The organism is Streptomyces sp. NPDC030165, from assembly GCF_055573595.1.
Genome location: NZ_JBVIBD010000030.1, coordinates 41,584 through 64,940 on the forward strand (window position 1 = coordinate 41,584; position 23,357 = coordinate 64,940).

Genomic DNA, 23,357 nt, shown 5'->3' on the forward strand with positions numbered 1-23,357 from the left:
CGTCCCCGACGGCGCCCCACAAGGCACCGAGGCGGGCCATCAGCCCTCATCGTCTAGTGGCCCAGGACGCCGCCCTTTCAAGGCGGTAGCACGGGTTCGAATCCCGTTGGGGGCACGCATTACCGTGTGCGAGACCAGGTACGCTTGATCTCGCACAGTGCAAGGTCCTGTGGAGCAGTTTGGAGTGCTCGCCACCCTGTCAAGGTGGAGGCCGCGGGTTCAAATCCCGTCAGGACCGCTGTGGCTGGGTAGCTCAGTTGGTACGAGCGATCGCCTGAAAAGCGATAGGTCGCCGGTTCGACCCCGGCCCCAGCCACCAGCAGTGGAAGAAGGCCCCGATCTTCGGATCGGGGCCTTCTTCGTGGGCTCGGGGCAGCTTCCGTCTCGGTCCGCCCGTCTCCACCCGGCCCCCGTCCACCCGTACGGCGGATACCGGGGCCGGCCCCGAGGACCGGCCCCGCGTACGTCAGGCGCCCGGCGCGCCCGGTGCGCCCGCCCGGTGCACCCCCGACGCGAGCGCGCCCACCTCACGCCCGCCCGGGTGCCGGTGCCGCCAGGTCCAGAAGACCGCGCAGGAGACCAGCGCCCAGCCGGCCAGCACCAGGAACGGGAAGAGGTGCTGCGAAGCGCCGAAGTAGACGGCCGTGTGCTGCGCGTTGACCGAGGCGCCCGGGGGCAGCCAGCGGCCGATGTGCCCGAGGGCGGACGGCAGCAGCGGCCAGGAGACCGCGCCGCCCGAGGACGGGTTGCCCAGCAGCACCATCAGGCCCCACGTCGGGATCATCGCCCAGCGCCCGATCAGGGTGTTGAACATCGTGAAGACCATGCCGGACGTGAACATCGTCAGCGCCAGGATCAGCCAGGACTCCACGAACGGCAGGTCCAGCGCGCCCAGCAGCCAGTCCACGACCGCGGCGATCGCGAAGGCGCCCAGCAGCGCGTACAGGACGGTGAAGGCGATCCGTTCCAGAGGATTGAGCCCGCGCGCGTGCACGCTCAGCTGGATCGCGCCGACGAACCCGATGATCACGGCGGCGAGCGAGATGTAGAAGAGGGCGAGCCCGCGCGGGTCGCCCTCCTGGAGCGGCTTGAGGTCCTTGACCTCGACCGGCACGCCGACCGCCTGCCCCACCTTGGGGCCCGCCTGCTCCAGCACCTGCGCGACCTGGGCGCCCGCCGCCCCGGCCACGTCCAGCTCCATGCTCTTGTCCCGAACCCGCAGGATCGCGAAGACCTCCTGCTCCTCGATGCCCTTCTCGGCCGCGGCGTACGAGTCGTACGTGTGCAGCTGGAGGGAGGCGTTCAGGGCCTTCTCCATGCCGCCGACGAACGCCTTGCCGTGCGGGGAGTCCGGCGGGCCGACCACGGCGGTCGGGATGTGCCGCGGGGTCGGGTTGGCCATGGTGTACGTGTACGAGCCCGCGAAGAGGCCGGCGGCGACGGCGAGGATGAGGACCAGCACGGTGGCGGGCAGGAACGGCGACTTCTTGAACGCGGCCCATCTCTCGGCCTTGGTGGGAGGCCGCCCGTGGGCGCCGTGCGGTTGGGGAAGGTCACCGTGCTGATCAGCCATAAGGCCACGCTAAAGCACCTAACCCGGACATTCCCCTGGTGGTCGGCCCACCGTGCGCGAGACCTGCCGGGGGCGGCCGGGAGGGCTCCCCAGGGGCGCCCCGCAGCTCCGTCCTCACGCGCTCCGTGGCACGCCGTATGCCCCCTGCGGCCTCTCCCCCTGAGCGCCGCACAACCCCTCCCGTCCGCGCACCGGCGGCAATTCGTTCGCCACCGTATTCGCGGAGGTGAGATCCTGGGTCGCGTATGTCCAGTCAGCCTGCCTCCGCCCGGCCCGACGGTGCCGCCCCCTCCCTGCCCGCTCTCCTGGAGCGGCTGCCCGAGCTGATGCTGCGCGACCAGCAGCGGCTGGGGCGCCGGCTCGACGGCGCGCGCCGGATCCGTAAGCCCGAGGCCCGCGCGGCCGTGCTCGCCGAGATCGCCGCCGGGATCGAGGAGGCGGAGCTGCGGGTCGGGCAGCGCCGCGCCGCGGTGCCCGCGATCACGTATCCGGAGCAGCTGCCGGTCAGCCAGAAGAAGGACGAGATCCTCGAAGCGATCCGCGACCACCAGGTCGTGATCGTCGCGGGTGAGACCGGGTCCGGCAAGACGACCCAGATCCCCAAGATCTGCCTGGAGCTGGGCCGCGGCGTACGCGGCCTGATCGGGCACACCCAGCCGCGCCGGATCGCCGCCCGTACGGTCGCCGAGCGGGTCGCCGAGGAGCTGAGGACCCCGCTGGGCGAGGCGGTCGGCTGGAAGGTGCGCTTCACCGACCAGGTCGGCTCCGAGACGCTCGTGAAGCTGATGACGGACGGCATCCTCCTCGCGGAGATCCAGACCGACCGTGAGCTGCGCCAGTACGACACGATCATCATCGACGAGGCCCACGAGCGCAGCCTCAACATCGACTTCATCCTCGGGTACCTGGCCCAGCTGCTGCCCAGGCGCCCGGACCTGAAGGTCGTCATCACCTCCGCGACCATCGACCCGGAACGATTCGCCCGGCACTTCGGCTCCTTCACCTCCGTACAGGCGGACGGGGGCGGCGACGGGGAGGAGGCCCCCAGCGCGCCGATCGTCGAGGTCTCCGGCCGTACGTACCCGGTCGAGGTCCGCTATCGCCCGCTCCTGGAGGAGGGCGGCACCGACAGCGACCGCGACCAGATCACCGCGATCTGCGACGCCGTGGACGAGCTGCGGGGCGAGGGCCCCGGCGACATCCTGGTCTTCCTCTCGGGTGAGCGCGAGATCCGCGACACGGCGGACGCGCTCAACAAGAAGAACCTGCCGCAGACCGAGGTGCTGCCGCTGTACGCGCGTCTGTCGCACGCCGAGCAGCACCGCGTCTTCCAGCGCCACACCGGCCGCCGGATCGTGCTCGCGACCAACGTCGCGGAGACCTCGCTGACCGTGCCGGGCATCCGGTACGTGATCGACCCCGGCATGGCCCGGATCTCGCGCTACAGCTACCGCACCAAGGTCCAGCGGCTGCCGATCGAGCCCGTCTCGCAGGCCAGCGCCAACCAGCGCAAGGGCCGCTGCGGCCGGACCAGCGACGGCATCTGCATCCGGCTGTACTCGGAGGAGGACTTCCTCGCCCGGCCGGAGTTCACCGACGCCGAGATCCTGCGCACCAACCTGGCCTCCGTCATCCTGCAGATGACCGCGGCCGGCCTCGGTGACATCGAGAAGTTCCCGTTCATCGACCCGCCGGACCGCCGCAACATCAAGGACGGCGTCGACCTGCTGCACGAGCTGGGCGCGCTGGACCCGAAGCAGAAGGACCCCAAGAAGCGGCTCACCCAGATGGGGCGGAAGCTCTCCCAGCTGCCGGTGGACCCGCGGCTGGCCCGGATGGTGCTGGAGGCCGATCGCAACGGGTGCGTACGCGAAGTCATGGTGATCGCGGCGGCGCTGTCCATCCAGGACCCCCGGGAGCGGCCCGCCGACAAGCAGCAGCAGGCCGACCAGCAGCACGCCCGCTTCAAGGACGAGACCAGCGACTTCCTGGCGTACCTGAACCTGTGGCGGTATGTGCGCGAGCAGCAGAAGGCGCTGTCGTCCTCGGCGTTCCGCCGGATGTGCCGCAACGAGTACCTGAACTACCTGCGCATACGCGAGTGGCAGGACATCTACTCGCAGCTGCGGACGGTCGCCAAGACGATGGGTGTCCATCTCAGCGAGCAGGACGCGGCCCCCGACCCCATTCACACCTCCCTCCTTTCTGGTTTGCTTTCGCACATCGGGCTGAAGGACACGGACGCCAAGAACGAGTACCTGGGCGCCCGCAGCGCGAAGTTCGCGGTCTTCCCCGGCTCGGCGCTCTTCAAGAAGCCGCCGCGCTGGGTCATGTCGGCGGAGCTGGTCGAAACGTCCCGCCTCTGGGCGCGGGTGAACGCGAAGATCGAACCCGAGTGGATCGAGCCGCTGGCCCAGCACCTGGTGAAGCGGACGTACAGCGAGCCGCACTGGGAACAGAAGATGGCCGCGGTGATGGCGTACGAGCGGGTGACGCTGTACGGCGTACCGATCGTCGCCCAGCGGAAGGTGAACTACGGGCGGATCGACCCGGAGACCTCCCGGGACCTGTTCATCCGCAACGCCCTGGTCGAGGGCGACTGGCGCACCCACCACCAGTTCTTCCACGACAACCGCAAGCTGCTCGGCGAGGTCGAGGAGCTGGAGCACCGCGCCCGGCGGCGCGACATCCTCGTGGACGACGAGACGCTCTTCGACTTCTACGACCAGCGGCTGCCCGAAGACGTCGTATCGGGCGCCCATTTCGACTCGTGGTGGAAGAAGAAGCGCCATGACGAGCCGGACCTGCTCAACTTCGAGCACTCCATGCTCATCAACGAGTCCGCCGAGGCCGTCACCAAGGACGACTATCCGGACTCCTGGCGGCAGGGGAAGCTGAAGTTCCGCGTCACGTACCAGTTCGAGCCGGGCGCGGACGCGGACGGCGTGACCGTCCACATCCCCCTCCAGGTGCTCAACCAGGTCTCTTCCGAAGGCTTCGACTGGCAGATCCCGGGCCTGCGCGAACAACTGGTGACCGAACTGATCCGTTCGCTGCCCAAACCGATCCGCCGCAACTACGTACCGGCACCGAACTTCGCCGCCCGTTTCCTGGACTCGACGGTGCCCCTCCAGGGCGCGCTGACCACGTCCCTGGCGGCCGGGCTCCAGCGGATGGTCGGCGTCCCGGTCGACCCGGCCGACTTCGACCTGGCCAAGGTCCCGGACCACCTGAAGATCACGTTCCGGGTGATCGACGAGCGCCGCCGCAAGCTGGCCGAGGCCAAGGACCTCGAAGCGCTGCGCCTGAAACTCAAGCCGAAGACACAGGCGGCCCTCAGCAAGGCCTTCGCCCAGGCCGCCGAACGGCCCGCCAAGGGCGGCGGGGACACCGCGGCCGCGGCCGGCGCCCCGGGCGGCCTGGAACAGCGCACCGGCCTGACGTCCTGGACGCTCGGCACGCTGCCCCGCACGTTCGAGACCCGGCGCGGGGGCCAGCCGCTGAAGGCGTACCCGGCGCTGGTGGACGAGGGCACGAGCGTGGCCGTACGCCTCTTCGACACCGAGGCGGAACAGCAGACGGCGATGTGGACCGGCACCCGCCGTTTGATCTTGTTGAATATTCCGAGCAACCCAGCCAAGTTCGCGCAGGGCAAGCTCACCAATCAACAGAAGCTGGCGCTGTCGGCCAACCCCCACGGCTCCATACAGGCCCTCTTCGAGGACTGCGTGACCGCCGCGGCCGACCGGCTGATCGCCGCACACGGCGGCCCGGCCTGGGACGAGGAGTCCTTCCGCAAGCTTTTCGACGCGGTCCGCGCCGACCTGGTGGACGCGACGATGAAGACGGTCCAGCAGGTACGGGAGGTGCTGGCGGCCTGGCAGGCGTGCGAGCGCCGCCTGAAGGCCACCACCTTCGCCTCGCTGCTCCCGTCCCTCACCGACATCAAGGAGCAGCTCGCCGCCCTGATCAAGCCGGGCTTCGTGACCGCGCACGGCGCCAAGCGCCTGCCGGACCTGATGCGCTACCTGGTCGCAGTGGACCGCCGCCTCCAGCAGCTCCCCAACAACGCCGAGCGGGACCGCGCCCGGATGGCGAAGGTCAAGGAGATGCAGGACGAGTACGCCTGGCTGCTGGAGCAGTACCCCCAGGGCCGGCCGGTGCCGGCCGGGGCCCGGGAGATCCGCTGGATGATCGAGGAGCTGCGGGTGAGCTACTTCGCGCACGCGCTCGGTACGGCGTACCCGGTCTCCGACAAGCGGATCGTGAAGGCCGTGGACGCGGCGGTGCCCAAGGCGTGACCGGTCCCGGGGCCCCTCCCGGGCGGGCCTCCGGGACCGAGTTCGACCGCACCCCCTGACCTGCTGTAGAGTCTTGCTTCGCAGCACCGCGCAAGCGGAAGCGGCACCAAGGTCCTGTGGAGCAGTTTGGAGTGCTCGCCACCCTGTCAAGGTGGAGGCCGCGGGTTCAAATCCCGTCAGGACCGCAGATATCGGCCCGCATCCCTCAGGGATGCGGGCCGATTGCGTTGCTTTGACAAGTGCCCGGCCTGCCGCGCCGTCCGGCCCGTCTCCCTCCCGGACGCGGGCCGTTTGCGTCGCCCGGCGCCTGGGGAGTGTGGACGGGAGCGGCGTTCCATCCCGTGGCCTGAAGGTCCGGGTCGTACGGGCCTGGGCCGGTGCGCGTATTGACTGGGGCACGTACCACCGGTAGTCACGAGGAAAGGGCGCGGGGCCGGGAGGGGTGTGCGATGTCGTCAGCCGCCAGGCATGAGACGAGGGCGCTGCTGCGGGCCCACCTGTCGGCCGCCACGGGCTATCGCCACCTGACCCGCCACTGCCCCGTCTGCGCCCGCCTGCTGCGGCTTGCCATGGAGCCCCGCGGCCGCGCCGCCGGCGCCCCGGCCGCCGACTCCGCCGCCCCGACGCCTGCGAAGCCCTCCAGGGGGCCCTCCACGGCTTCTGGAGCCGCGCCGAGTACGGACCCGGCGTCCACCGAAGCCCCGCGCACGGCGGCCGGTACGCCCGCCGCGGCGCCCGTGGAGGCGGGCGGGGACCAAAGTCCCCCGGCCCGGTGACCAACGGCGGCTTTCCCACCAGCCCTGCGGTGGGAGGCTGTTGAGCAGGGATGGGCGCGTGGGCCCACTATCGCAGCGGCGTCGGCGCCACAACCTTATCGGGCTGTGACGGGTGTCACCGTCCGGGTTTCAGGAACCGGGAATCTTACGGTCGCCCTACACCCGGTCAATTTAATATGTGCAATTGCACCGCTCACCCGGCAGCCCTTGGACCGGACCGGAGAACAACGGGGCCCGCCCCCGGCAGCCCTCGCGGGCGGTGTGCGGCCGGCCGGACCGGCCGCCCGTACGAGCCTTGGCGCGCACAAAAAGATCGCGCTGGACCCGGCGGAGTCCAGCGCGATCGATGACGTACCCAGATGATGCGGGTGTGGGGCCTGTTGGGGCAGGCTCCGCGTCGTATGGTGCTAGGTGGTGCTGAGTGGAGCCGGGTGGGGCTCCATGGGCCGAGGTCGGGTTGGGGGGCCCGAAAACAGCCCGGTCATGCGGTTGTTCAGCTTTCGCTGCGCTGCTGCGGAATGCCCGCGAGCAGAGCGCGAACCTCGGCTTCGCGGTAGCGCCGGTGTCCTCCGAGCGTACGGATGGACGTGAGCTTGCCTGCCTTGGCCCAGCGGGTCACCGTCTTCGGGTCCACGCGGAACATCGTGGCGACCTCGGCGGGGGTAAGCAGCGGCTCGGCGTCAGGGGTGCGAGCGGTCATGAGCGGCCTCCTCGGGAGAACCGAACCATCACGGTTCTTTCCTCTAAATTCTGCACCTTGACCCGCGTTGCCCGAAATGGCGGACGCGGGCCGAGTCGGTTATAGGACGAACGGCTTGTCCTCGGCACTACAACTACACCATCTGTCCAGCCACGTCGGCCAAACCGATGGAATTGCCCTCTCAGGTGTTCAACCTCGGCGGAAGCCGATGGACCATGCCATAGCGGACAGTCACACCACCGTGACGATCAGTCACACGGTGATCAGCCGCCATCAGACCCACCAAGGAGCGCAATACCGAACTATCCGCCCTTAGCGGGGCGGAAGGGGCCCTTGTCAGGCTCCTTGTCCTATTTTGGCACGAGGGTATGGCTTGGCCGCAAGGCCCGAAGTCAGTGCTTTAGGTCACGCTTGAGGCAATCGCCCGGATCGGGACCTACGTCCTGCACCTCCGCACCAGTAGTGTGCACGAGCCTCGTCGGTCGCAGATCATTTTGTCGTCCTGCCGAGGGACGGAAGACCCCGTCTCAGCTGGCGAACTGACGCTCGCGCACCTCGCGCCACCGGTCCGACAGCTTCTCGTACGCCTCGCCGGCCCGGTCGCTGTCCCCTTCGCGCAGTGCCGCCAGCCCCTCCGCCACCTCGGCGGCCGACCGGTCCTCGGCGAGCTGCCCCTCGGGCACCGCGTGCACCAGCCCGCCGTAGTCCAGCTCCACCAGCGCCCGCGGATGGAACTCCTCCAGCCAGCGGCCCACGTCCACCAGGCCGTCGATCAGCGGCCCTTCCTCCAGGGAGTCGCGCAGCGTGCGCAGGCCCCGCGCCACCCGGCGCCGCGCCTGCACCATGGGTGTGCGGTACCGCAGCACCGGGCCGTGCTCGCTCTTGGTGTACTCCCGCTCGCCGTCGCCGAAGAGCGCGAACCAGCGCACCGGTACGTGCCAGGTGGCGGTGCGGATCCAGGGCCGGGCGTCCGGATTGCGCTCCAGCCACTCCTCGTAGTCCGCGGCCGCCTGACGCCGTACCACCGGCGGCAGCGCCGCGTCCAGCACGGGCGCCGGGAGCAGCTCGGACAACTCCTCCAGGGCCTGCCAGCCGCGCAGCCGCGTACGCCAGGGGCAGACGCACGTCACGCCGTCCACGACCGTGACGAAGGCGTCGCTGCTCTCGTGGACCGGTACCGGCACGGGCGGGGTCGGCAGCAAATCGGCCAGAGACCGCCGAAGTTCGTCCTGAACCGTGGGGGTCTCCGCGCGCCGGGCATAGCGCGCCCAGTAGGAGCGCTCCGGTTCGGGAAACGCTGCCAGCGGCTCGTAGACCCGCAGATATGCCGCGTACGGGACCATCACCGACGACGCCAAGGCCACGCCCGCTCCTTTGTCTCCTACAACGTGACGTCCGCAGAACTACCGCAAAGATTGGCAAAGAGGTGCAAAGTACCGGGAGTTGGCTCACGCCACCCGGCTCGGGATACGGCAAATCGTCCCACGCCCGTCCCTCAGGAGAGGGTGATCCTCCGCACTGCACCGATCAGCGTGCCTCCCAGGTCTTACTCTCTTCCCGACCGGCCCTCCGCCCCTCCTCCTGCCACAAGCAATCCGGAGTCCTCGGAGGGCGTCCTCCGCGACTTATGGGAGTCACCACCGTGACCGACGTACGTCCCTCCCCCGTCAGCGTTGACGGAGGCGTCCTGCACACTCTGTTCCGTTCCGAGCAGGGTGGCCACGAGCAAGTCGTGCTCTGCCAGGACCGCGCCAGCGGCCTGCGGGCCGTCATCGCCATCCACGACACCTCCCTGGGCCCGGCCCTCGGCGGCACCCGCTTCCACGCGTACGCCTCGGAGGACGAGGCCGTGCTGGACGCCCTGAACCTCTCCCGTGGCATGTCGTACAAGAACGCCCTCGCCGGTCTCGACCACGGTGGCGGCAAGGCCGTGATCATCGGTGACCCCGAGCTGATCAAGACCGAAGAACTCCTGCTCGCTTACGGCCGGTTCGTGGCTTCCCTCGGCGGCCGCTACGTGACCGCGTGCGACGTCGGCACGTACGTCGCGGACATGGACGTCGTCGCCCGCACCAACCGGTGGACCACCGGCCGCTCCCCCGAGAACGGCGGCGCCGGCGACTCCTCCGTACTGACCGCCTTCGGTGTCTTCCAGGGAATGCGCGCCTCGGCGCAGCACCTGTGGGGCGACCCGACGCTGCGCGGCCGCAAGGTCGGCGTGGCGGGCGTCGGCAAGGTGGGCCACCACTTGGTCGAACACCTCCTCCAGGACGGCGCGGAGGTCGTGATCACTGACGTGCGTGCCGAGTCGATCGAGCGCGTCCGCAGCCGGCACCCGCAGGTGAGTGTGGTCCCGGACACCGGGTCGCTGATCCGTACGGCGGGCCTGGACGTGTACGCGCCGTGCGCCCTCGGCAGCGCGCTGAACGACGAGACCGTCCCGGCGCTGACCGCGAAGGTGGTCTGCGGCGCGGCCAACAACCAGCTGGCGCACCCCGGCGTCGAGAAGGACCTCTCGGACCGCGGCATCCTCTACGCGCCGGACTACGTGGTGAACGCCGGTGGCGTCATCCAGGTGGCCGACGAGTTGCACGGCTTCGACTTCGACCGTTGCAGGACGAAGGCGGCGAAGATCTTCGACACCACGCTGGCGATATTCGCTCGTGCGAAGGAGGACGGCATTCCGCCCGCCGCGGCGGCGGACCGGCTGGCCGAGCAGCGCATGGCGGACGCCCGGCGGGCCTGACATGCCCGGCGCCACTGCCCGCCGGTGGCGCCGGCCCGGCCGGTACCGCTCGGTTCAGGCCAATTTTCCAGCCGGTCGTGGCTCGGGCTGCGACCGTTTCCGCTCATCAATGTCCGACAATGCTCGGGTCCGACCGAAGCCGATCGCGATCCGGTCATGCTCACGGAAGGTCCCGAGAGGACCCGTACGACCCTGCGGACACCGCGCCGGTCACGGACCGTACCGGCCACCGTCACGGTACGTACGGAAAATGCGCCGCGGAGCGCTCGCGTAACGATCTCCGAGCGCTCCGTAAGGGATCACGAGCGGTGAAGGAGACATCCCTCACCACCCGTCGGCGGGTCGCCCGGGCGGACAGGTTAAAATCGCAGCTGACCAGCGGGGACGGGGCGTCCTGCCGGTCATGCCGAGCGGTCGGTGATGCGGGCGACGTACCGTATGGCCGCGGAAGCAGGTACCGTTGAAGCCCTACGGGCCGGTCTCTCTGTCGAGAGTCCGCTCTGAATCATGAACGCGTGTCAAGACTCTGGGGCCGTCGAGCCCCGTCGTTGAGGGGGTCGAGCCATGGGGCGCGGCCGGGCCAAGGCCAAGCAGACGAAGGTCGCCCGCCAGCTGAAGTACAACAGCGGTGGGACTGATCTCTCACGCCTGGCCGAAGAGCTGGGTGCATCGCCGCAACAGCCGGCACAGCAGCAGCCGCCGAACGGCGAGCCGTTCGAGGATGACGAGGACGACGACCCGTACGCGCGGTACGCCGACCTTTACAACCGAGACGACGATGACGAGGACGAGGGCAACTCGTCCCAGCAGCGTCGTCGCGCCTGACGTACGACGTCTCCTCTGTCGTGCGTGCACGGTGTGCACAGCATTTCCACGGACCCGGTCCGGGGTAGTCACCTCGGACCGGGTTCTGTGCTGCCCTGCGGGCGGCCGGCTCAGGCAGAGTAGTCACCGGTCAGGGTCACTGCCTCGGTGTGGTCACCACGCTCGACGATCTCGCCGCTGACCCAGGCCTCCACGCCGCGGTCCGCGAGAGTGGCCAGCGCCACGTCGACCGACTCCGGCGGGACGACGGCCATCATGCCGACGCCCATGTTCAAGGTCTTCTCCAGCTCCAGCCGCTCGACGTCGCCGGCCGTGCCGACCAGGTCGAAGATCGGGTCCGGGGTCCAGGTGGACCGGTCGACCGTGGCGTGCAGGCCGTCCGGGACGACCCGGGCCAGGTTGTTGGCCAAGCCGCCGCCGGTGATGTGCGAGAAGGCGTGCACCTCGGCCGTACGGGTCAGCGCCAGGCAGTCCAGCGAGTAGATCTTGGTGGGCTCCAGCAGTTCCTCGCCGAGCGTGCGGCCGAGTTCCTCGACCCGCTGGTCCAGGGACATCCCGGCCCGGTCGAACAGTACGTGACGGACGAGTGAGTACCCGTTCGAGTGAAGACCGGAGGACTCCATCGCGATGACGACGTCACCCGTACGGATACGATCCGCGCCCAGCACCTGATCCGCCTCGACAACGCCCGTACCGGCGCCCGCGACGTCGAAGTCGTCGGCCCCGAGCAGCCCCGGGTGCTCCGCGGTCTCGCCGCCGACCAGCGCGCAGCCGGCCAGCACACAGCCCTCGGCGATGCCCTTGACGATCGCCGCGACCCGCTCCGGGTAGACCTTGCCGACGCAGATGTAGTCGGTCATGAACAGCGGCTCGGCACCGCAGACGACCAGGTCGTCGACGACCATGCCGACCAGGTCGTGGCCGATGGTGTCGTACACCCCCATCCGGCGGGCGATGTCGACCTTGGTACCGACGCCGTCGGTGGCCGAGGCGAGCAGCGGCCGCTCGTACCGCTTGAGGGCCGAGGCGTCGAAGAGGCCGGCGAACCCGCCGAGGCCGCCGACGACCTCGGGGCGGGTGGCCTTCTTGACCCACTGCTTCATCAGATCGACGGCGCGGTCGCCCGCTTCGATGTCCACGCCGGCTGCTGCGTAGCTGGCGCTGGTGCCCGCGTGCTGGGCATGCTCAAAAGACTCGGCAGACATGGCGTTGAGATCTTCCTGTCGGTGTGTACGAGCTCTACGGGCGGCGCAGCGCGTCGGCGCCGCCGACCCCGGCCGTCAGCGTCTCGACGCCGTCCAGGTCCGGCTTGGCCTGGCCCGCGGTCTCCGCCTCCAGGAGGTGCTTGCCCAGCAGCTCCGGGTCGGGCAGATCGACCGGGTACTGGCCGTCGAAGCAGGCGCGGCACAGGTCCGGCTTGGCGATCGTCGTCGACTCGATCATGCCGTCGATCGAGATGTACGCCAGCGAGTCGGCGCCCAGCGACGTGCCGATCTCATCCACGGTCAGACCGTTGGCGATCAGCTCGGCGCGGGTGGCGAAGTCGATGCCGTAGAAGCACGGCCACTTGATCGGCGGCGAGGAGATCCGGATGTGGACCTCGGCGGCGCCGGCCTCCCGGAGCATCCGGACCAGGGCACGCTGGGTGTTGCCGCGGACGATCGAGTCGTCGACGACCACCAGGCGCTTGCCGCGGATGACTTCCTTGAGCGGGTTGAGCTTGAGGCGGATGCCGAGCTGGCGGATGGTCTGCGAGGGCTGGATGAAGGTCCGGCCCACGTAGGAGTTCTTCACCAGGCCGACGCCGTACGGGATGCCGCTGGCCTCGGCGTAGCCGACCGCGGCCGGCGTGCCGGACTCCGGGGTCGCTATGACGAGGTCGGCGTCGGCGGGCGCCTCGGCTGCCAGCTTGCGGCCCATCTCCACCCGGGAGAGGTACACGTTGCGGCCCGCGATGTCGGTGTCGGGACGCGCCAGGTAGACGTACTCGAAGACGCAGCCCTTGGGCTTGGCCTCGGCGAAGCGGGAGCTGCGCAGGCCGTTCTCGTCGACGGCGATCAGCTCGCCCGGCTCGATCTCGCGGATGAAGCTGGCGCCGCAGATGTCCAGGGCGGCCGTCTCGGAGGCGACCACCCAGCCGCGCTCCAGGCGGCCGAGGACCAGCGGGCGGATGCCCTGCGGGTCACGGGCGGCGTACAGGGTGTGCTCGTCCATGAAGCACAGCGAGAAGGCGCCGGAGACCTTGGGCAGGACGCGCGGCGCGGCCTCCTCGACGGTCAGCGGCTTGCCGTCCTCGTCGACCTGGCCGGCCAGCAGGGCCGTCACGAGGTCGGTGTCGTTGGTCGCCGCGACCTGGGTCGCGCGGCCGCCCTCACGGGGCAGTGCGGCGACCATCTCGGCCAGCTCGGCGGTGTTGACCAGGTTGCCGTTGTGCCCCAGGGCGATCGAGCCGTGCGCAGTCGCGCGGAACGTCGGCTGGGCGTTCTCCCACACCGAGGCACCGGTGGTGGAGTAGCGGGCGTGGCCCACAGCGATGTGGCCCTGGAGGGAGCCGAGGGAAGTCTCGTCGAAGACCTGGGAAACCAGGCCCATGTCCTTGAACACGAGGATTTGGGAGCCGTTGCTCACTGCGATGCCCGCGGACTCCTGTCCGCGGTGCTGCAGGGCATACAGCCCGAAATAGGTGAGTTTGGCGACCTCTTCACCCGGAGCCCAGACACCGAAGACGCCACATGCGTCCTGGGGGCCCTTCTCTCCGGGGAGCAGGTCGTGGCTGAGTCGTCCGTCACCACGTGGCACATCACTGAGTCTAGGGCAGGTCCGCGATTCATCCGAACCGGGGATCGAACCGGGACCGGGTCCGGGGCGCCTGCTCCAGGTGGCCGAGTGCTTGACGTGGGCATGCACTCACGGACAGGATCATGCGTCATGCAGAGCCCGCAGCCCCTGGTGCAGCGCCGCCACGTCGACCTCGGTCGCGTCGCCAGCGCCATCTGTCGCTGCGCGCGGCGCGGCTGAACGCCGCTCACCCCCGCATCTGTCTTCACGTTCTCTTCACGCGAGGTCCGGCCGGTTCCGGTCCGGGGCCGGCGTGCGCCGTACCGCCTCTCCGACGGCCCGCACCGGGTCTGAGGTGAGATGCGCCACTCCGCCGTACGGAGGTGGGGCCGCGGCGAGCGTTCCGGTGATTTCCGGGCTTTTCGACCCCGGCTTCTCGCGTCTCTCCCCGCGCTCACCCATGGCGCTCTCCGCGCCCGTCCATGGCGCTCCCCGCCTGCGCCCCCTTCCGGAAGGTCCTGTCCCGTGACGCGTTCCGACGCTGCCCGCACGCCTTCGCCCCACCCCGATTCCTCCAGAGAGGGTGCCTCCAGAGAGGGTGCCTCCAGGAAGGGTGCGTCCAGAGAGAGTTCTTCCAGGGAAGAGCGGGTTTCTCCTAGGGTCGGCATCTCCCGCCGCGCCTTCGGCGGCCTGGTCGGCGCGACTGCCGCCACCGGCACCCTGGCCGTGGGTACCGGGGGTCCGGCCGCCGCAGCCGGGCCCGCCCACCAGGAGCGGCCGTTCCGCGCGGCCACCGGCCGCCGGCCGGAACGCCGCCCGAACATCCTGTTCATCCTCGGTGACGACCTCGGCTGGGCCGACCTGTCCTCGTACGGGTCACCGCACATCCGTACGCCGCACCTGGACCGCCTGGCCCGACAGGGCGTGCGCTTCACCCAGGCGTACTCGGGGTCGGCGACCTGCTCACCCACCCGGTTCTCGCTCTACACCGGACGGTTCCCCGGCCGTACCGAAGGCGGGCTGGCCGAGCCCATCGCGGACCGGTCCGTCGGCCTGGAACCGGACCACCCCACCCTCGCCTCCCTGCTGCGCGACGCGGGGTACGCCACCGGACTGATCGGCAAGTGGCACTGCGGCTACCTGCCCGACCACAGCCCCACCAAGTCCGGCTGGGAGACCTTCTTCGGGAACTTCGGCGGCGCGCTGGAGTACTACTCCAAGCTCGGCCTGGCCGGGGAGTACGACCTTTACGAAGGCAACGTCACCGAAGGCGACACCGAGTACCGCGATCTGCGCTACTACACACGGATCATCACCGAACGCGCCGTCGACTTCGTGGGCGAACGCCGGACCCGGCCCTGGCTGCTCAACCTGAACTACACCACCCCGCACTGGCCATGGGTCGCGGACGGCGACCAGGCCGCGAGCGCGGAGATCGTCCGCCGCATCACGGCAGGTGACAAGAGCGCACTCCAGCACCGGGACGGTGGCTCGCTGGCGAAGTACCGGGAGATGGTCGAGGACTTGGACCGGTCCGTGGGCACCGTACTGGCCGCCCTGAAGCGCTCCGGGCAGGATCAGGACACCCTGGTCTTCTTCGGGAGCGACAACGGCGGCGAGCGCTGGTCCTACAACTGGCCGCTGAGCGGCAACAAGTTCACCCTCCAGGAGGGCGGCATCCGCATCCCGGCGATCGTTCGCTGGCCGGCCCGCATCGACGGCGGCCAGGTCAGCCACGAGCCGCACTTCAGCCCCGACTGGACGGCAACCCTCCTGGAGGTCGCCGGAGCCCGGCCGCACCGCGCGTACCCCCTGGACGGTACGAGCCTGGCGGGCTACCTCCTGCGCGGCGAACGGCTCGCCGAGCGGGACCTCTTCTGGCGCACCCGGGGCGAACGGGCGCTGCGCCGGGGTGACTGGAAGTACTACCGCGGTACGAAGGGCCGGGACCAGCTCTTCCACGTGACCGAGGACCCCCGCGAGCAGGCGGACCGGGCGGGGGCGGAGGGACGGCGGCTGGCGGAACTGCGGGCGGCCTGGGAAGCGGTGGACGCGACGTTGCTGCCGTATCCGGAGGGATGAGGGGCTGCCCGGGGCTTTCGGGGGCGGGCTCGTGCGCGGCTCCGGGGAGGGCCGGTCCCGGGCTCAGCCCATGAGGGGCAGGTACGGCGCGAGGTCGGCCCGCTCGCCGCTGGCGCTCACGGCGGCCGCTGCGAGCGCCGCGGGCCAGGCCGTACGCCCGGTGGCAAGGCGGAGCCAGGTCAGCGGATCGGTCTCGACGACGTTCGGCGGCGTGCCCCGGGTGTGCCGCGGGCCCTCGACGCACTGGACGACGGCGAACGGCGGCACCCGGACCTCGACGGAACCGCCGGGCGCCTTGGCGGCGAGCGCGTCGGCGAGCAGCCGGGTGGCGGTGGCCAGGGCCTGGCGGTCGAACGGGATCTCCAGGCCGGTGGCGGCCGCCAGGTCGTCGGTGTGCACGACCAGTTCGACGCAGCGGGCCACCAGGAAGTCATCCAGGCGCATCGCGCCGATACGGGCCGCCAGCAGCCGGTCGTCGGGGGCCACCGGGACGGCTTCGGCGTACCGGGCGGCGGCGCGGTCCAGGAGGTGGGACGGCTCGCCGCCGACCGCCGTCTCGCGGGCGATCTCGTCGACCTTCGCGGCCAAGGCGCGGGTCGCGGACGGCCAGGTGGCGAGGGTGACTTCCTGGGCGGGCGGCGCGGGCTGCGCGAGCGCCGCGGGGACCTGCTCGATCGCCATGGCCAGATGGGCGGCCAGTTCGCGGACCGTCCAGTCACCCAGTCGGGTCGGCAACGCGAACTGCTCGGGAGCCAGCCGCTCCACGGCGGTGCGTACGTGTCCGAACTGTGCGATGACGGCGGCGCGGGTCTTGGCGGAGTCGTAGCTGCGGACGCGGGACCTGCCGGACGGCTTGCGGGCACTTGGCATGGCGTCGAGGCTACTCGGCGGGCCGCGCGGCGTAATCCCCCAGCCCTCGCTCCACCAGGCTGAAAGCCCGGTGGGCGGCGGCGACCGCGTCCGGGTACACCGCGTCGGCGGACTCACCGGCCAGCAGCCTGCGGTGGTTCTCGTTGATGAGCGCGTTCCGGGCGGCCATCAGCTGGCCCGCCGCGACCTGCGCGTCCATCCGGTCGCCGCCGGACTCCTGCTCCAGTACCTCGGCGAGCTGCTGGAGGCCGTGCAGCCGGTTGGCGTACGCGCGCAGCAGCAGGGCCGGCGTCTCCACGATCAGCCGGCGGATGCTGAGCACCTCCGCCTTGTCGCACAGGCCGACGGAGGGGTCGCGCAGCTCCAGCATCTCGACGAACTGGCGGCAGACGGCCGCGACCGCGGACTCCCCCCGGTCACGGGTGTGCACCGCTTGGGCCACATCGCCGGCGTGGTGCTCCATCGGCTTGAGGACCAGATCCTCCTTGGAGCCGTAGTAGTTGAAGACGGTCATCTTGGAGACCTCGGCAGCGGCGGCGATCTCCTGGACGGAGACCTTCTCGAAGCCCCGCTCCAGGAACAGTTCGACGGCGGTCCGCCAGACGCGCCGCTCCGTCTGCAGTTTCTTGCGCTCGCGCAGTCCCAGCTCCTCGGCCATGGCACTACTGTACCAGGGCAAAAAATAATACCGGGCAAAATATTGACTCGGTCCACGCTTCGCGGGCATGGTGGCTGCCATGAACGCTTCCACCGCTGTTTCACGCACCTCATCGGGCCGCTCCGCTGCCGGTCGCGCCATCGGTCGCGCCGCCGCCGGTGGCGCCGGGCCTGGCGCGTCCGGCCCCTCCGCCGACGGGCCCGGTACCGACGGACCGGGCACCGGCAGGCCGGGCGGCATGACGCCGGCCCAGCGCAAGGCCGGCTTCGCGGTCTGCCTCGCGACGATGCTGCTCGCCGTCCTCGACCAGAACATCGTCTCGGCCGCGACGGTCCCGATCGTCCGCGAACTGGACCCGCTGCACGGCGTCGACCGCATCCCATGGCTCATCAGCGCGTTCTCACTCGCCGCCACCGCCGCGCTGCCCCTGTACGGAAAACTCTGCGACTCCTTCGGCGCCAAGCGGGTCTTCCTCGGGGCCGTCGCCACCTTCCTGCTCGGTTCGGCGCTGTGCGGGGCCGCGCAGGACATGGGCCAGTTGATCGCCTTCCGGGCGGTGCAGGGCCTGGGCGGTGGCGGGCTGATGAGCGTCACCATGGTCGTCATCGCCCAGCTCGCCGGGCCGGGACGGCGCGGAGCGGGCAAGGGGGCCGGGGCAGGCGGGCTGGTCGCGGGGGCCGGCATGGCTTTGGGCCCGGTCGTCGGCGGACTGCTCGCCGAGCACGCGGACTGGCGCTGGATCTTCTACGTCAACCTGCCGGTCGGCCTCGTCGTACTCGTCACCTCCGCGCTCGTCCTCGAGCTCCCCCGGCACGGCGAGCGACGGCGCATCGACTTCCTCGGAGCGGCCCTGGCTGCCGCGTTCTCCACGGCACTGCTGCTCGTGACGGAGTGGGGCGGCCGGGACCACGCCTGGGGCTCGCCGGTGATCCTGGGGCTGGCAGGCGGGGCGGTGGCGCTGCTCGCACTGTTCCTGTGGCGGCAGACCGCCGCCGCCGAACCACTGCTCCCCCTGACGATGTTCCGCATCCGTACGCTGCGAACCGCCTTCGCCGTCCAGGGCCTGGTCGGAGTGGCCCTGATGGGCTCGCTGGTCTACGTGATGATCTATCTCCAGCTGGCGCGCGGCATCGAACCCGCCTCGGCGAGCCTGTTCATGATTCCGGTGGCGCTCGGCATGGCCGGCTCGGGCCTGGTGACGGGCCGGCTCGGCGCCCGCGGCTGGTCGGATAAGGCCTCCGTGATCAGCGGTACGGCCTGCGCCGCCGTGGCCACGCTCCTGCTCGCGACGGACGGCACCGACACCGGTCTGTGGACCGTACGGGCCCAACTCTTCCTGCTCGGCGCCGGGTTCGGCCAGACACTCGGCCGGCTGATCGTGCTGGTCCAGCAGGCCGCACCGCGCCACCAGCTCGGGGTGGCGACGACCGGCGTCCGCTTCTTCCAGACCCTGGGCAGTTCACTGGGCGCGGCCCTCTTCGGAACGATCCTGGCCCGCGTCTACGCCGACCGCGGCCCCGGCGGCTCCACCAGCGCCATACCGACCCTGAAGGGCCAGGCCCACACCCACGCGGTGGACGCCTTCAGCTCCTCCATATCCGCGGTCTTCCTCTGCTCGACGGCCGTGCTGGTGCTGGCACTGCTCCTGTCCCTGCGCATACGCGGCGAAGCGACTGCTGGGGAAGCCGCTACCGGGCAGGCCGATACCGGGAAGACCCCGGTCGGGGAGGCCATGGACGGGGAGGCCACGGTCAGGGGGCCCGTGGTCGGGGAAGCCACGGCCGGCAAGGCCGCAACCGACAAGGCCACGGCCGGCAAAGCCCCCGTCAGTGGCTGAGCTGGGGATCCGGTGGGATGGGGCTGCGGCTCGGGCGGCTCCCGTAACGGCGGTGGCCCGCCCCCGGAAGGGACGGGCCACCGTGCGGAGGCGGAGGCGCCAACTGCGGCGCCCCGGCCCGGGGTCAGCCGAACAGAGCCGGAATCGTCGCCTCGTGAGCTTCCCGGAGGTCACTCAGCGGGAGGGTGAACTGGCCCTGGACATCGATCGCGTCGCCGTCGACCACGCCGATGCGGGCGGCCGGCAGGCCACGCGCGGCGCACATGTCGCTGAAGCGCAGCTCCTCACTGCGCGGCACCGCGACGACCGCGCGGCCCGCCGACTCCGAGAACAGCAGGACGAAGGGGTCCAGCCCGTCGGGGACGACGATCCGGGCACCCTTGCCGCCCCGCAGGCACGACTCGGCCAGGGCCTGGATCAGGCCGCCGTCGGACAGGTCGTGCGCCGCATCCACCATCCCGTCACGGGACGCCGCGATCAGGATCTCGGCCAGCAGCTTCTCCCGGCCCAGATCCACCCGCGGCGGCAGACCGCCCAGGTGGCCGTGGACGACCTGGGACCAGGCCGAACCACCCAGCTCGTCCCGGGTCTCACCCAGGAGGTAGACCAGATGCCCCTCGTCGGCGAACGCCACCGGCGTACGACGCGCGACGTCATCGATGACACCGAGCACCGCGACCACCGGCGTCGGGTGGATGGCCGCCTCACCGGTCTGGTTGTAGAGGGAGACGTTGCCGCCGGTGACCGGGGTGCCCAGCTCCAGGCAGCCGTCGGCGAGCCCGCGCACGGCCTCGGCGAACTGCCACATCACCGCCGGGTCCTCCGGCGAGCCGAAGTTCAGGCAGTCCGAGACCGCCAGCGGCCTGGCGCCGGTCGCCGCGACATTGCGGTAGGACTCCGCCAGCGCCAGCTGCGCCCCGTGGTACGGGTCCAGCTTGGCGTAGCGGCCGTTGCCGTCGGTGGCGATGGCCACGCCCAGCCCGGACGCCTCGTCGATGCGGATCATGCCGGCGTCCTCCGGCTGGGCCAGCACGGTGCCGCCCTGCACGAAGTGGTCGTACTGGCTGGTGATCCAGGACTTGGAGGCCTGGTTGGGCGAGGCGACCAGCTTCAGGACCTGCTCGCGCAGCTCCTCGCCGGTCTGCGGCCGCGGCAGCTTGCCCGCGTCGTCGGCCTGGAGGTCGTCCTGCCAGTCGGGGCGGGCGTAGGGACGCTCGTAGACCGGGCCTTCGTGGGCGACGGTCTTCGGGTCGACGTCGACGATCTTCTCGCCGTGCCAGAAGATCTCCAGCCGGTCGCCGTCGGTGACCTCACCGATGACGGTTGCGGTGACGTCCCACTTCTCGCAGATGGCCAGGAACCGCTCCACCTTCTGCGGCTCCACGACGGCGCACATGCGTTCCTGCGACTCGCTCATGAGGATTTCCTCGGGCGAGAGCGTGGAGTCGCGCAGCGGTACGTCGTCCAGCTCCACGCGCATGCCGCCGGAGCCGTTCGAGGCCAGCTCGCTGGTGGCGCAGGACAGGCCGGCCGCGCCGAGGTCCTGGATGCCGACGACGAGCTTCTCGGCGAAGGCCTCCAGGGTGCACTCGATGAGCAGCTTCTCCTGGAAGGGGTCGCCGACCTGGACGGCCGGGCGCTTCGACGGCTTGCCCGTGCCGTCGGCACTGTCGGGCGCCGTGTCGAAGGTCTCCGAGGCCAGGATGGAGGCGCCGCCGATGCCGTCACCGCCGGTGCGGGCGCCGTAGAGGATCACCTTGTTGCCGGCGCCGGACGCCTTGGCCAGGTGGATGTCCTCGTGCCGCATCACACCGATGGCACCGGCGTTGACCAGCGGGTTGCCCTGGTAGCAGGAGTCGAAGACGACCTCGCCGCCGATGTTGGGCAGGCCCAGGCAGTTGCCGTACCCGCCGATGCCCGCGACGACGCCCGGCAGCACCCGCCTGGTGTCGGGGTGGTCGGCCGCGCCGAAACGCAGCGGGTCCACCACCGCGACCGGGCGGGCGCCCATGGCGATGATGTCGCGCACGATGCCGCCCACACCGGTCGCCGCGCCCTGGTACGGCTCGACGTAGGAGGGGTGATTGTGTGACTCGACCTTGAAGGTGACCGCGTAGCCCTGGCCGACGTCCACGACGCCCGCGTTCTCGCCGATGCCGACGAGCATCGCGTCGTTCTCGGGGACCTTCTGGCCGAACTGCTTCAGGTGGACCTTGCTGCTCTTGTAGGAGCAGTGCTCGGACCACATGACGGAGTACATGGCGAGTTCGGCGCCGGTGGGACGGCGGCCGAGGATCTCGCGGACGCGCTCGTACTCGTCCTGCTTCAGGCCCAGTTCGGCCCACGGCTGGTCGGTGTCCGGCGTCTCGGCTGCGTGCTTGACCGTGTCGAGCGTCATGCGTTGACCAATTTCTTCAGGATCGAGGTGAAGAATCCGAGGCCGTCCGTGCGGCCGGTTCCGATCAGCGGCTCGACGGCGTGCTCCGGGTGCGGCATGAGGCCGACGACGTTGCCCGCCTCGTTGGTGATGCCGGCGATGTCGCGGAGCGAGCCGTTGGGGTTGCCGTATCCGTCGGCGGTGTCGCCCTCGGTCAGGTAGCGGAAGGCGACCCGGCCCTCGGCCTCCAGCATGTCGAGCGTGCGCTCGTCGGCGACGTACCGGCCGTCGATGTTCTTCAGCGGTACGGAGATCTCCTGGCCGGCCGTGTAGTCGGCGGTCCAGGCGGTGTCCGCGTTCTCCACCCGCAGCTTCTGGTCGCGGCAGATGAAGTGCAGGCTGTCGTTGCGCAGCATGGCGCCGGGCAGCAGATGCGTCTCGGTCAGGACCTGGAAGCCGTTGCAGATGCCCAGGACCGGCAGGCCGCCCTTGGCCTGTTCGATCACGGTGTCCATGACCGGCGAGAAGCGGGAGATGGCGCCGGCCCGCAGGTAGTCGCCGTAGGAGAAGCCGCCGGGCAGCACCACGGCGTCGACCTGCTTGAGGTCCTTGTCGCGGTGCCACAGCGGCACCGCCTCGGCCCCGGCGAGCCGCACGGCCCGCTGGGTGTCACGGTCGTCCAGCGTGCCCGGAAAGGTCACGACGCCGATGCGAGTGTTGCCGCGGCCCGAAGGGCCTCCGCTCGGGGCGGTGGTGGGCGACGGGTGGGTCATGATCCGGCCCGGTCCTCGACGTGGACGGTGAAGTCTTCGATGACGGTGTTGGCCAGGAAGGTCTCGGCCATCTCGTGGATACGGGCGAGGGCGGCGTCGTCGACCGGACCCTCCACCTCAAGTTCGAATCGCTTGCCCTGACGGACGTCGCCGATCCCCTCGAATCCCAGGCGTGGCAGTGCGCGCTGCACCGCCTGCCCCTGCGGGTCGAGGATCTCCGGCTTGAGCATGACGTCGACTACGACGCGTGCCACTGGCACTCCCGGTGGTGTGGTGCGTAAGGCGGTGCCATCACAGTACCGTGTTCGAAAATCTACGCGCATAGATATCGTGACGGCGCGGTCACGGTACGACGTCGGCCGCGGTAAGTGGTGGGGAAAATCTCAGAAAAGACCTAGGGTCCGCATTGCGGAAGGACACGCTGAGGAAATTAACTGGGCTTCACCATGCAATGCCTGCCGCTGTACAAATGAAAATGCATTGATCCCAATCAGCCGGATCTGCAGCATCCCCCCATGTCAAGGCGGGGTTGCTGCTCGAAAGGACCGATATCCGTGGCGCAGCGCGTAGTAGTCACGCTCTCCGATGACATCGAAGGCGGAGAAGCCGCAGAGACGGTCACCTTCGGTTTGGACGGGAAGTGGTACGAGATCGACCTCAATCCCGCCAATGCGAAGAAACTGCGCGGCGCCCTCGCCCCGTTCGTGGAGGCCGGCCGCAAGCGGTCGAAGTCCGGCAAGGCGTACCACCACACCTCCGTGACCGCGGACCCCGCCGCCGTGCGCGCCTGGGCCCGTTCCCACCACATGGACGTGCCTCCGCGCGGCCGGATCCCGAAGAAGGTCTACGAGGCTTTCGACGCGGCCAACAGCTGACCCGGACCGGCCGCCGCCCCTGCCCGGGCCCCCCGGCGTCTCCCCCGGTGCCCCCGTGCCCCCGTGCCCCCGGGGGCACGGGGACACGGGGGGAACGAGGGACCCAAAGGGAAACCAGGCGGCAAGGGGTGGGAGGACCCCGAGACCAGTTGCTGTGTCCCCCCACAGGACGTCACAAAAAGCCAC

At 70.3% G+C, this 23,357-nt stretch carries 18 protein-coding genes and 4 tRNA genes; 12 read left to right on the forward strand and 10 right to left on the reverse strand.

The genetic code is table 11. The features are described from left to right. Window positions 1-42 precede the first annotated feature (42 nt). The 3 genes from ACZ4Z1_RS36915 (at window position 43) to ACZ4Z1_RS36925 (ending at window position 319) form a co-directional block, all read left to right on the forward strand. Window positions 43-115, forward strand: a tRNA-Glu gene (locus tag ACZ4Z1_RS36915). A gap of 48 nt (window positions 116-163) precedes the next feature. Then, a tRNA-Asp gene (locus ACZ4Z1_RS36920) sits at window positions 164-238 on the forward strand. A gap of 4 nt (window positions 239-242) precedes the next feature. Further along, window positions 243-319: transfer RNA gene (locus tag ACZ4Z1_RS36925), tRNA-Phe, on the forward strand. A 147-nt stretch (window positions 320-466) separates the two neighbouring features. Here the strand turns inward: ACZ4Z1_RS36925 and ACZ4Z1_RS36930 are convergent. Continuing rightward, entirely contained in the window at window positions 467-1,573 is a 1,107-nt protein-coding gene (locus ACZ4Z1_RS36930) for an ABC-2 transporter permease (protein ID WP_468491054.1), read from the reverse strand. Window positions 1,574-1,818: 245 nt separating this feature from the next. Here ACZ4Z1_RS36930 and hrpA point away from each other — a divergent pair, with 245 nt between their 5' ends. The 3 genes from hrpA to ACZ4Z1_RS36945 all read left to right on the forward strand — a co-directional run bounded on the left by hrpA (window position 1,819) and on the right by ACZ4Z1_RS36945 (window position 6,650). Then, on the forward strand, window positions 1,819-5,874 hold the full coding sequence (gene hrpA, locus ACZ4Z1_RS36935; protein ID WP_468491055.1) for an ATP-dependent RNA helicase HrpA: 4,056 nt from the start codon (window positions 1,819-1,821) through the stop codon (window positions 5,872-5,874). A gap of 110 nt (window positions 5,875-5,984) precedes the next feature. Beyond that, window positions 5,985-6,059, forward strand: a tRNA-Asp gene (locus ACZ4Z1_RS36940). 264 nt (window positions 6,060-6,323) lie between these two features. After that, window positions 6,324-6,650 (forward strand): DUF6274 family protein, encoded by a 327-nt coding sequence (locus ACZ4Z1_RS36945; RefSeq protein WP_468491056.1) that lies wholly within the window; start codon window positions 6,324-6,326, stop codon window positions 6,648-6,650. A gap of 493 nt (window positions 6,651-7,143) precedes the next feature. Here ACZ4Z1_RS36945 and bldC read toward each other — a convergent pair whose 3' ends face one another. Then, a complete protein-coding gene (bldC, locus tag ACZ4Z1_RS36950) occupies window positions 7,144-7,350 on the reverse strand; it encodes a developmental transcriptional regulator BldC (RefSeq protein ID WP_003980577.1) in 207 nt (68 codons plus the stop codon). A 527-nt stretch (window positions 7,351-7,877) separates the two neighbouring features. Continuing rightward, window positions 7,878-8,714: a DUF8083 family protein gene (locus ACZ4Z1_RS36955; RefSeq protein WP_125046185.1), complete on the reverse strand. Its 837-nt coding sequence runs from the start codon at window positions 8,712-8,714 to the stop codon at window positions 7,878-7,880. Between the two features lie 263 nt (window positions 8,715-8,977). Between ACZ4Z1_RS36955 and ACZ4Z1_RS36960 the strand changes: the two genes are divergently transcribed. Together ACZ4Z1_RS36960 and ACZ4Z1_RS36965 are read left to right on the forward strand one after the other, a co-directional pair. Beyond that, complete coding sequence (locus ACZ4Z1_RS36960; protein WP_468491057.1) at window positions 8,978-10,096, forward strand: Leu/Phe/Val dehydrogenase; 1,119 nt, start codon at window positions 8,978-8,980, stop codon at window positions 10,094-10,096. Between the two features lie 564 nt (window positions 10,097-10,660). Then, the gene (locus tag ACZ4Z1_RS36965) at window positions 10,661-10,921 is read left to right on the forward strand and encodes a DUF3073 domain-containing protein (RefSeq protein ID WP_030372983.1); all 261 of its coding nucleotides are present in this window, start codon (window positions 10,661-10,663) and stop codon (window positions 10,919-10,921) included. 110 nt (window positions 10,922-11,031) lie between these two features. Here the strand turns inward: ACZ4Z1_RS36965 and purM are convergent, their stop codons facing one another. Next, window positions 11,032-12,126: a phosphoribosylformylglycinamidine cyclo-ligase gene (purM, locus tag ACZ4Z1_RS36970; protein ID WP_468491058.1), complete on the reverse strand. Its 1,095-nt coding sequence runs from the start codon at window positions 12,124-12,126 to the stop codon at window positions 11,032-11,034. A gap of 34 nt (window positions 12,127-12,160) precedes the next feature. Beyond that, window positions 12,161-13,720: an amidophosphoribosyltransferase gene (gene purF / locus ACZ4Z1_RS36975; RefSeq protein WP_468491059.1), complete on the reverse strand. Its 1,560-nt coding sequence runs from the start codon at window positions 13,718-13,720 to the stop codon at window positions 12,161-12,163. A 129-nt stretch (window positions 13,721-13,849) separates the two neighbouring features. Here purF and ACZ4Z1_RS36980 point away from each other — a divergent pair, with 129 nt between their 5' ends. Both ACZ4Z1_RS36980 and ACZ4Z1_RS36985 read left to right on the forward strand, forming a co-directional pair. Next, complete coding sequence (locus ACZ4Z1_RS36980; RefSeq protein ID WP_358973297.1) at window positions 13,850-13,939, forward strand: putative leader peptide; 90 nt, start codon at window positions 13,850-13,852, stop codon at window positions 13,937-13,939. 426 nt (window positions 13,940-14,365) lie between these two features. Continuing rightward, window positions 14,366-15,781: a sulfatase family protein gene (locus tag ACZ4Z1_RS36985; protein WP_468491083.1), complete on the forward strand. Its 1,416-nt coding sequence runs from the start codon at window positions 14,366-14,368 to the stop codon at window positions 15,779-15,781. A 63-nt stretch (window positions 15,782-15,844) separates the two neighbouring features. Here the strand turns inward: ACZ4Z1_RS36985 and ACZ4Z1_RS36990 are convergent, their stop codons facing one another. Continuing rightward, window positions 15,845-16,651, reverse strand: a complete 807-nt coding sequence (locus ACZ4Z1_RS36990) for a maleylpyruvate isomerase family mycothiol-dependent enzyme (protein WP_468491060.1) — start codon at window positions 16,649-16,651, stop codon at window positions 15,845-15,847. A 10-nt stretch (window positions 16,652-16,661) separates the two neighbouring features. Beyond that, window positions 16,662-17,309 (reverse strand): TetR/AcrR family transcriptional regulator, encoded by a 648-nt coding sequence (locus ACZ4Z1_RS36995; protein ID WP_468491061.1) that lies wholly within the window; start codon window positions 17,307-17,309, stop codon window positions 16,662-16,664. 238 nt (window positions 17,310-17,547) lie between these two features. Here ACZ4Z1_RS36995 and ACZ4Z1_RS37000 point away from each other — a divergent pair, with 238 nt between their 5' ends. Further along, window positions 17,548-19,146, forward strand: a complete 1,599-nt coding sequence (locus ACZ4Z1_RS37000; protein ID WP_468491062.1) for an MFS transporter — start codon at window positions 17,548-17,550, stop codon at window positions 19,144-19,146. Between the two features lie 124 nt (window positions 19,147-19,270). On the opposite strand, the gene purL is transcribed toward ACZ4Z1_RS37000, so the two are convergent. The 3 genes from purL to purS are packed head-to-tail and all read right to left on the reverse strand — an operon-like array spanning window position 19,271 to window position 22,550. Next, complete coding sequence (gene purL / locus ACZ4Z1_RS37005; RefSeq protein WP_468491063.1) at window positions 19,271-21,544, reverse strand: phosphoribosylformylglycinamidine synthase subunit PurL; 2,274 nt, start codon at window positions 21,542-21,544, stop codon at window positions 19,271-19,273. Beyond that, window positions 21,541-22,296, reverse strand: a complete 756-nt coding sequence (gene purQ, locus ACZ4Z1_RS37010) for a phosphoribosylformylglycinamidine synthase subunit PurQ (RefSeq protein WP_468491064.1) — start codon at window positions 22,294-22,296, stop codon at window positions 21,541-21,543. The genes purL and purQ overlap by 4 nt, the downstream gene beginning before the upstream one ends. Continuing rightward, the gene (gene purS / locus ACZ4Z1_RS37015; protein ID WP_030679308.1) at window positions 22,293-22,550 is read right to left on the reverse strand and encodes a phosphoribosylformylglycinamidine synthase subunit PurS; all 258 of its coding nucleotides are present in this window, start codon (window positions 22,548-22,550) and stop codon (window positions 22,293-22,295) included. Before purS ends, purQ begins: the two co-directional genes overlap by 4 nt. A 300-nt stretch (window positions 22,551-22,850) precedes the next feature. Between purS and ACZ4Z1_RS37020 the strand changes: the two genes are divergently transcribed. Then, window positions 22,851-23,171: a histone-like nucleoid-structuring protein Lsr2 gene (locus ACZ4Z1_RS37020; RefSeq protein ID WP_468491065.1), complete on the forward strand. Its 321-nt coding sequence runs from the start codon at window positions 22,851-22,853 to the stop codon at window positions 23,169-23,171. Window positions 23,172-23,357: the final 186 nt, after the last annotated feature.

Coding starts and splice junctions, on each gene's coding strand:
- hrpA (WP_468491055.1), top strand. CDS start 1,819: ATGTCCAGTCAGCCTGCCTCCGCCCGGCCCGACGGTGCCGCCCCCTCC.
- ACZ4Z1_RS36995 (WP_468491061.1), bottom strand. CDS start 17,309: ATGGCCGAGGAGCTGGGACTGCGCGAGCGCAAGAAACTGCAGACGGAG.
- ACZ4Z1_RS36930 (WP_468491054.1), bottom strand. CDS start 1,573: ATGGCTGATCAGCACGGTGACCTTCCCCAACCGCACGGCGCCCACGGG.
- ACZ4Z1_RS36990 (WP_468491060.1), bottom strand. CDS start 16,651: ATGCCAAGTGCCCGCAAGCCGTCCGGCAGGTCCCGCGTCCGCAGCTAC.
- purM (WP_468491058.1), bottom strand. CDS start 12,126: ATGTCTGCCGAGTCTTTTGAGCATGCCCAGCACGCGGGCACCAGCGCC.
- ACZ4Z1_RS36965 (WP_030372983.1), top strand. CDS start 10,661: ATGGGGCGCGGCCGGGCCAAGGCCAAGCAGACGAAGGTCGCCCGCCAG.
- purL (WP_468491063.1), bottom strand. CDS start 21,544: ATGACGCTCGACACGGTCAAGCACGCAGCCGAGACGCCGGACACCGAC.
- ACZ4Z1_RS36960 (WP_468491057.1), top strand. CDS start 8,978: ATGGGAGTCACCACCGTGACCGACGTACGTCCCTCCCCCGTCAGCGTT.
- ACZ4Z1_RS37000 (WP_468491062.1), top strand. CDS start 17,548: ATGACGCCGGCCCAGCGCAAGGCCGGCTTCGCGGTCTGCCTCGCGACG.
- purQ (WP_468491064.1), bottom strand. CDS start 22,296: ATGACCCACCCGTCGCCCACCACCGCCCCGAGCGGAGGCCCTTCGGGC.
- ACZ4Z1_RS36980 (WP_358973297.1), top strand. CDS start 13,850: ATGCAGAGCCCGCAGCCCCTGGTGCAGCGCCGCCACGTCGACCTCGGT.
- bldC (WP_003980577.1), bottom strand. CDS start 7,350: ATGACCGCTCGCACCCCTGACGCCGAGCCGCTGCTTACCCCCGCCGAG.
- ACZ4Z1_RS36945 (WP_468491056.1), top strand. CDS start 6,324: ATGTCGTCAGCCGCCAGGCATGAGACGAGGGCGCTGCTGCGGGCCCAC.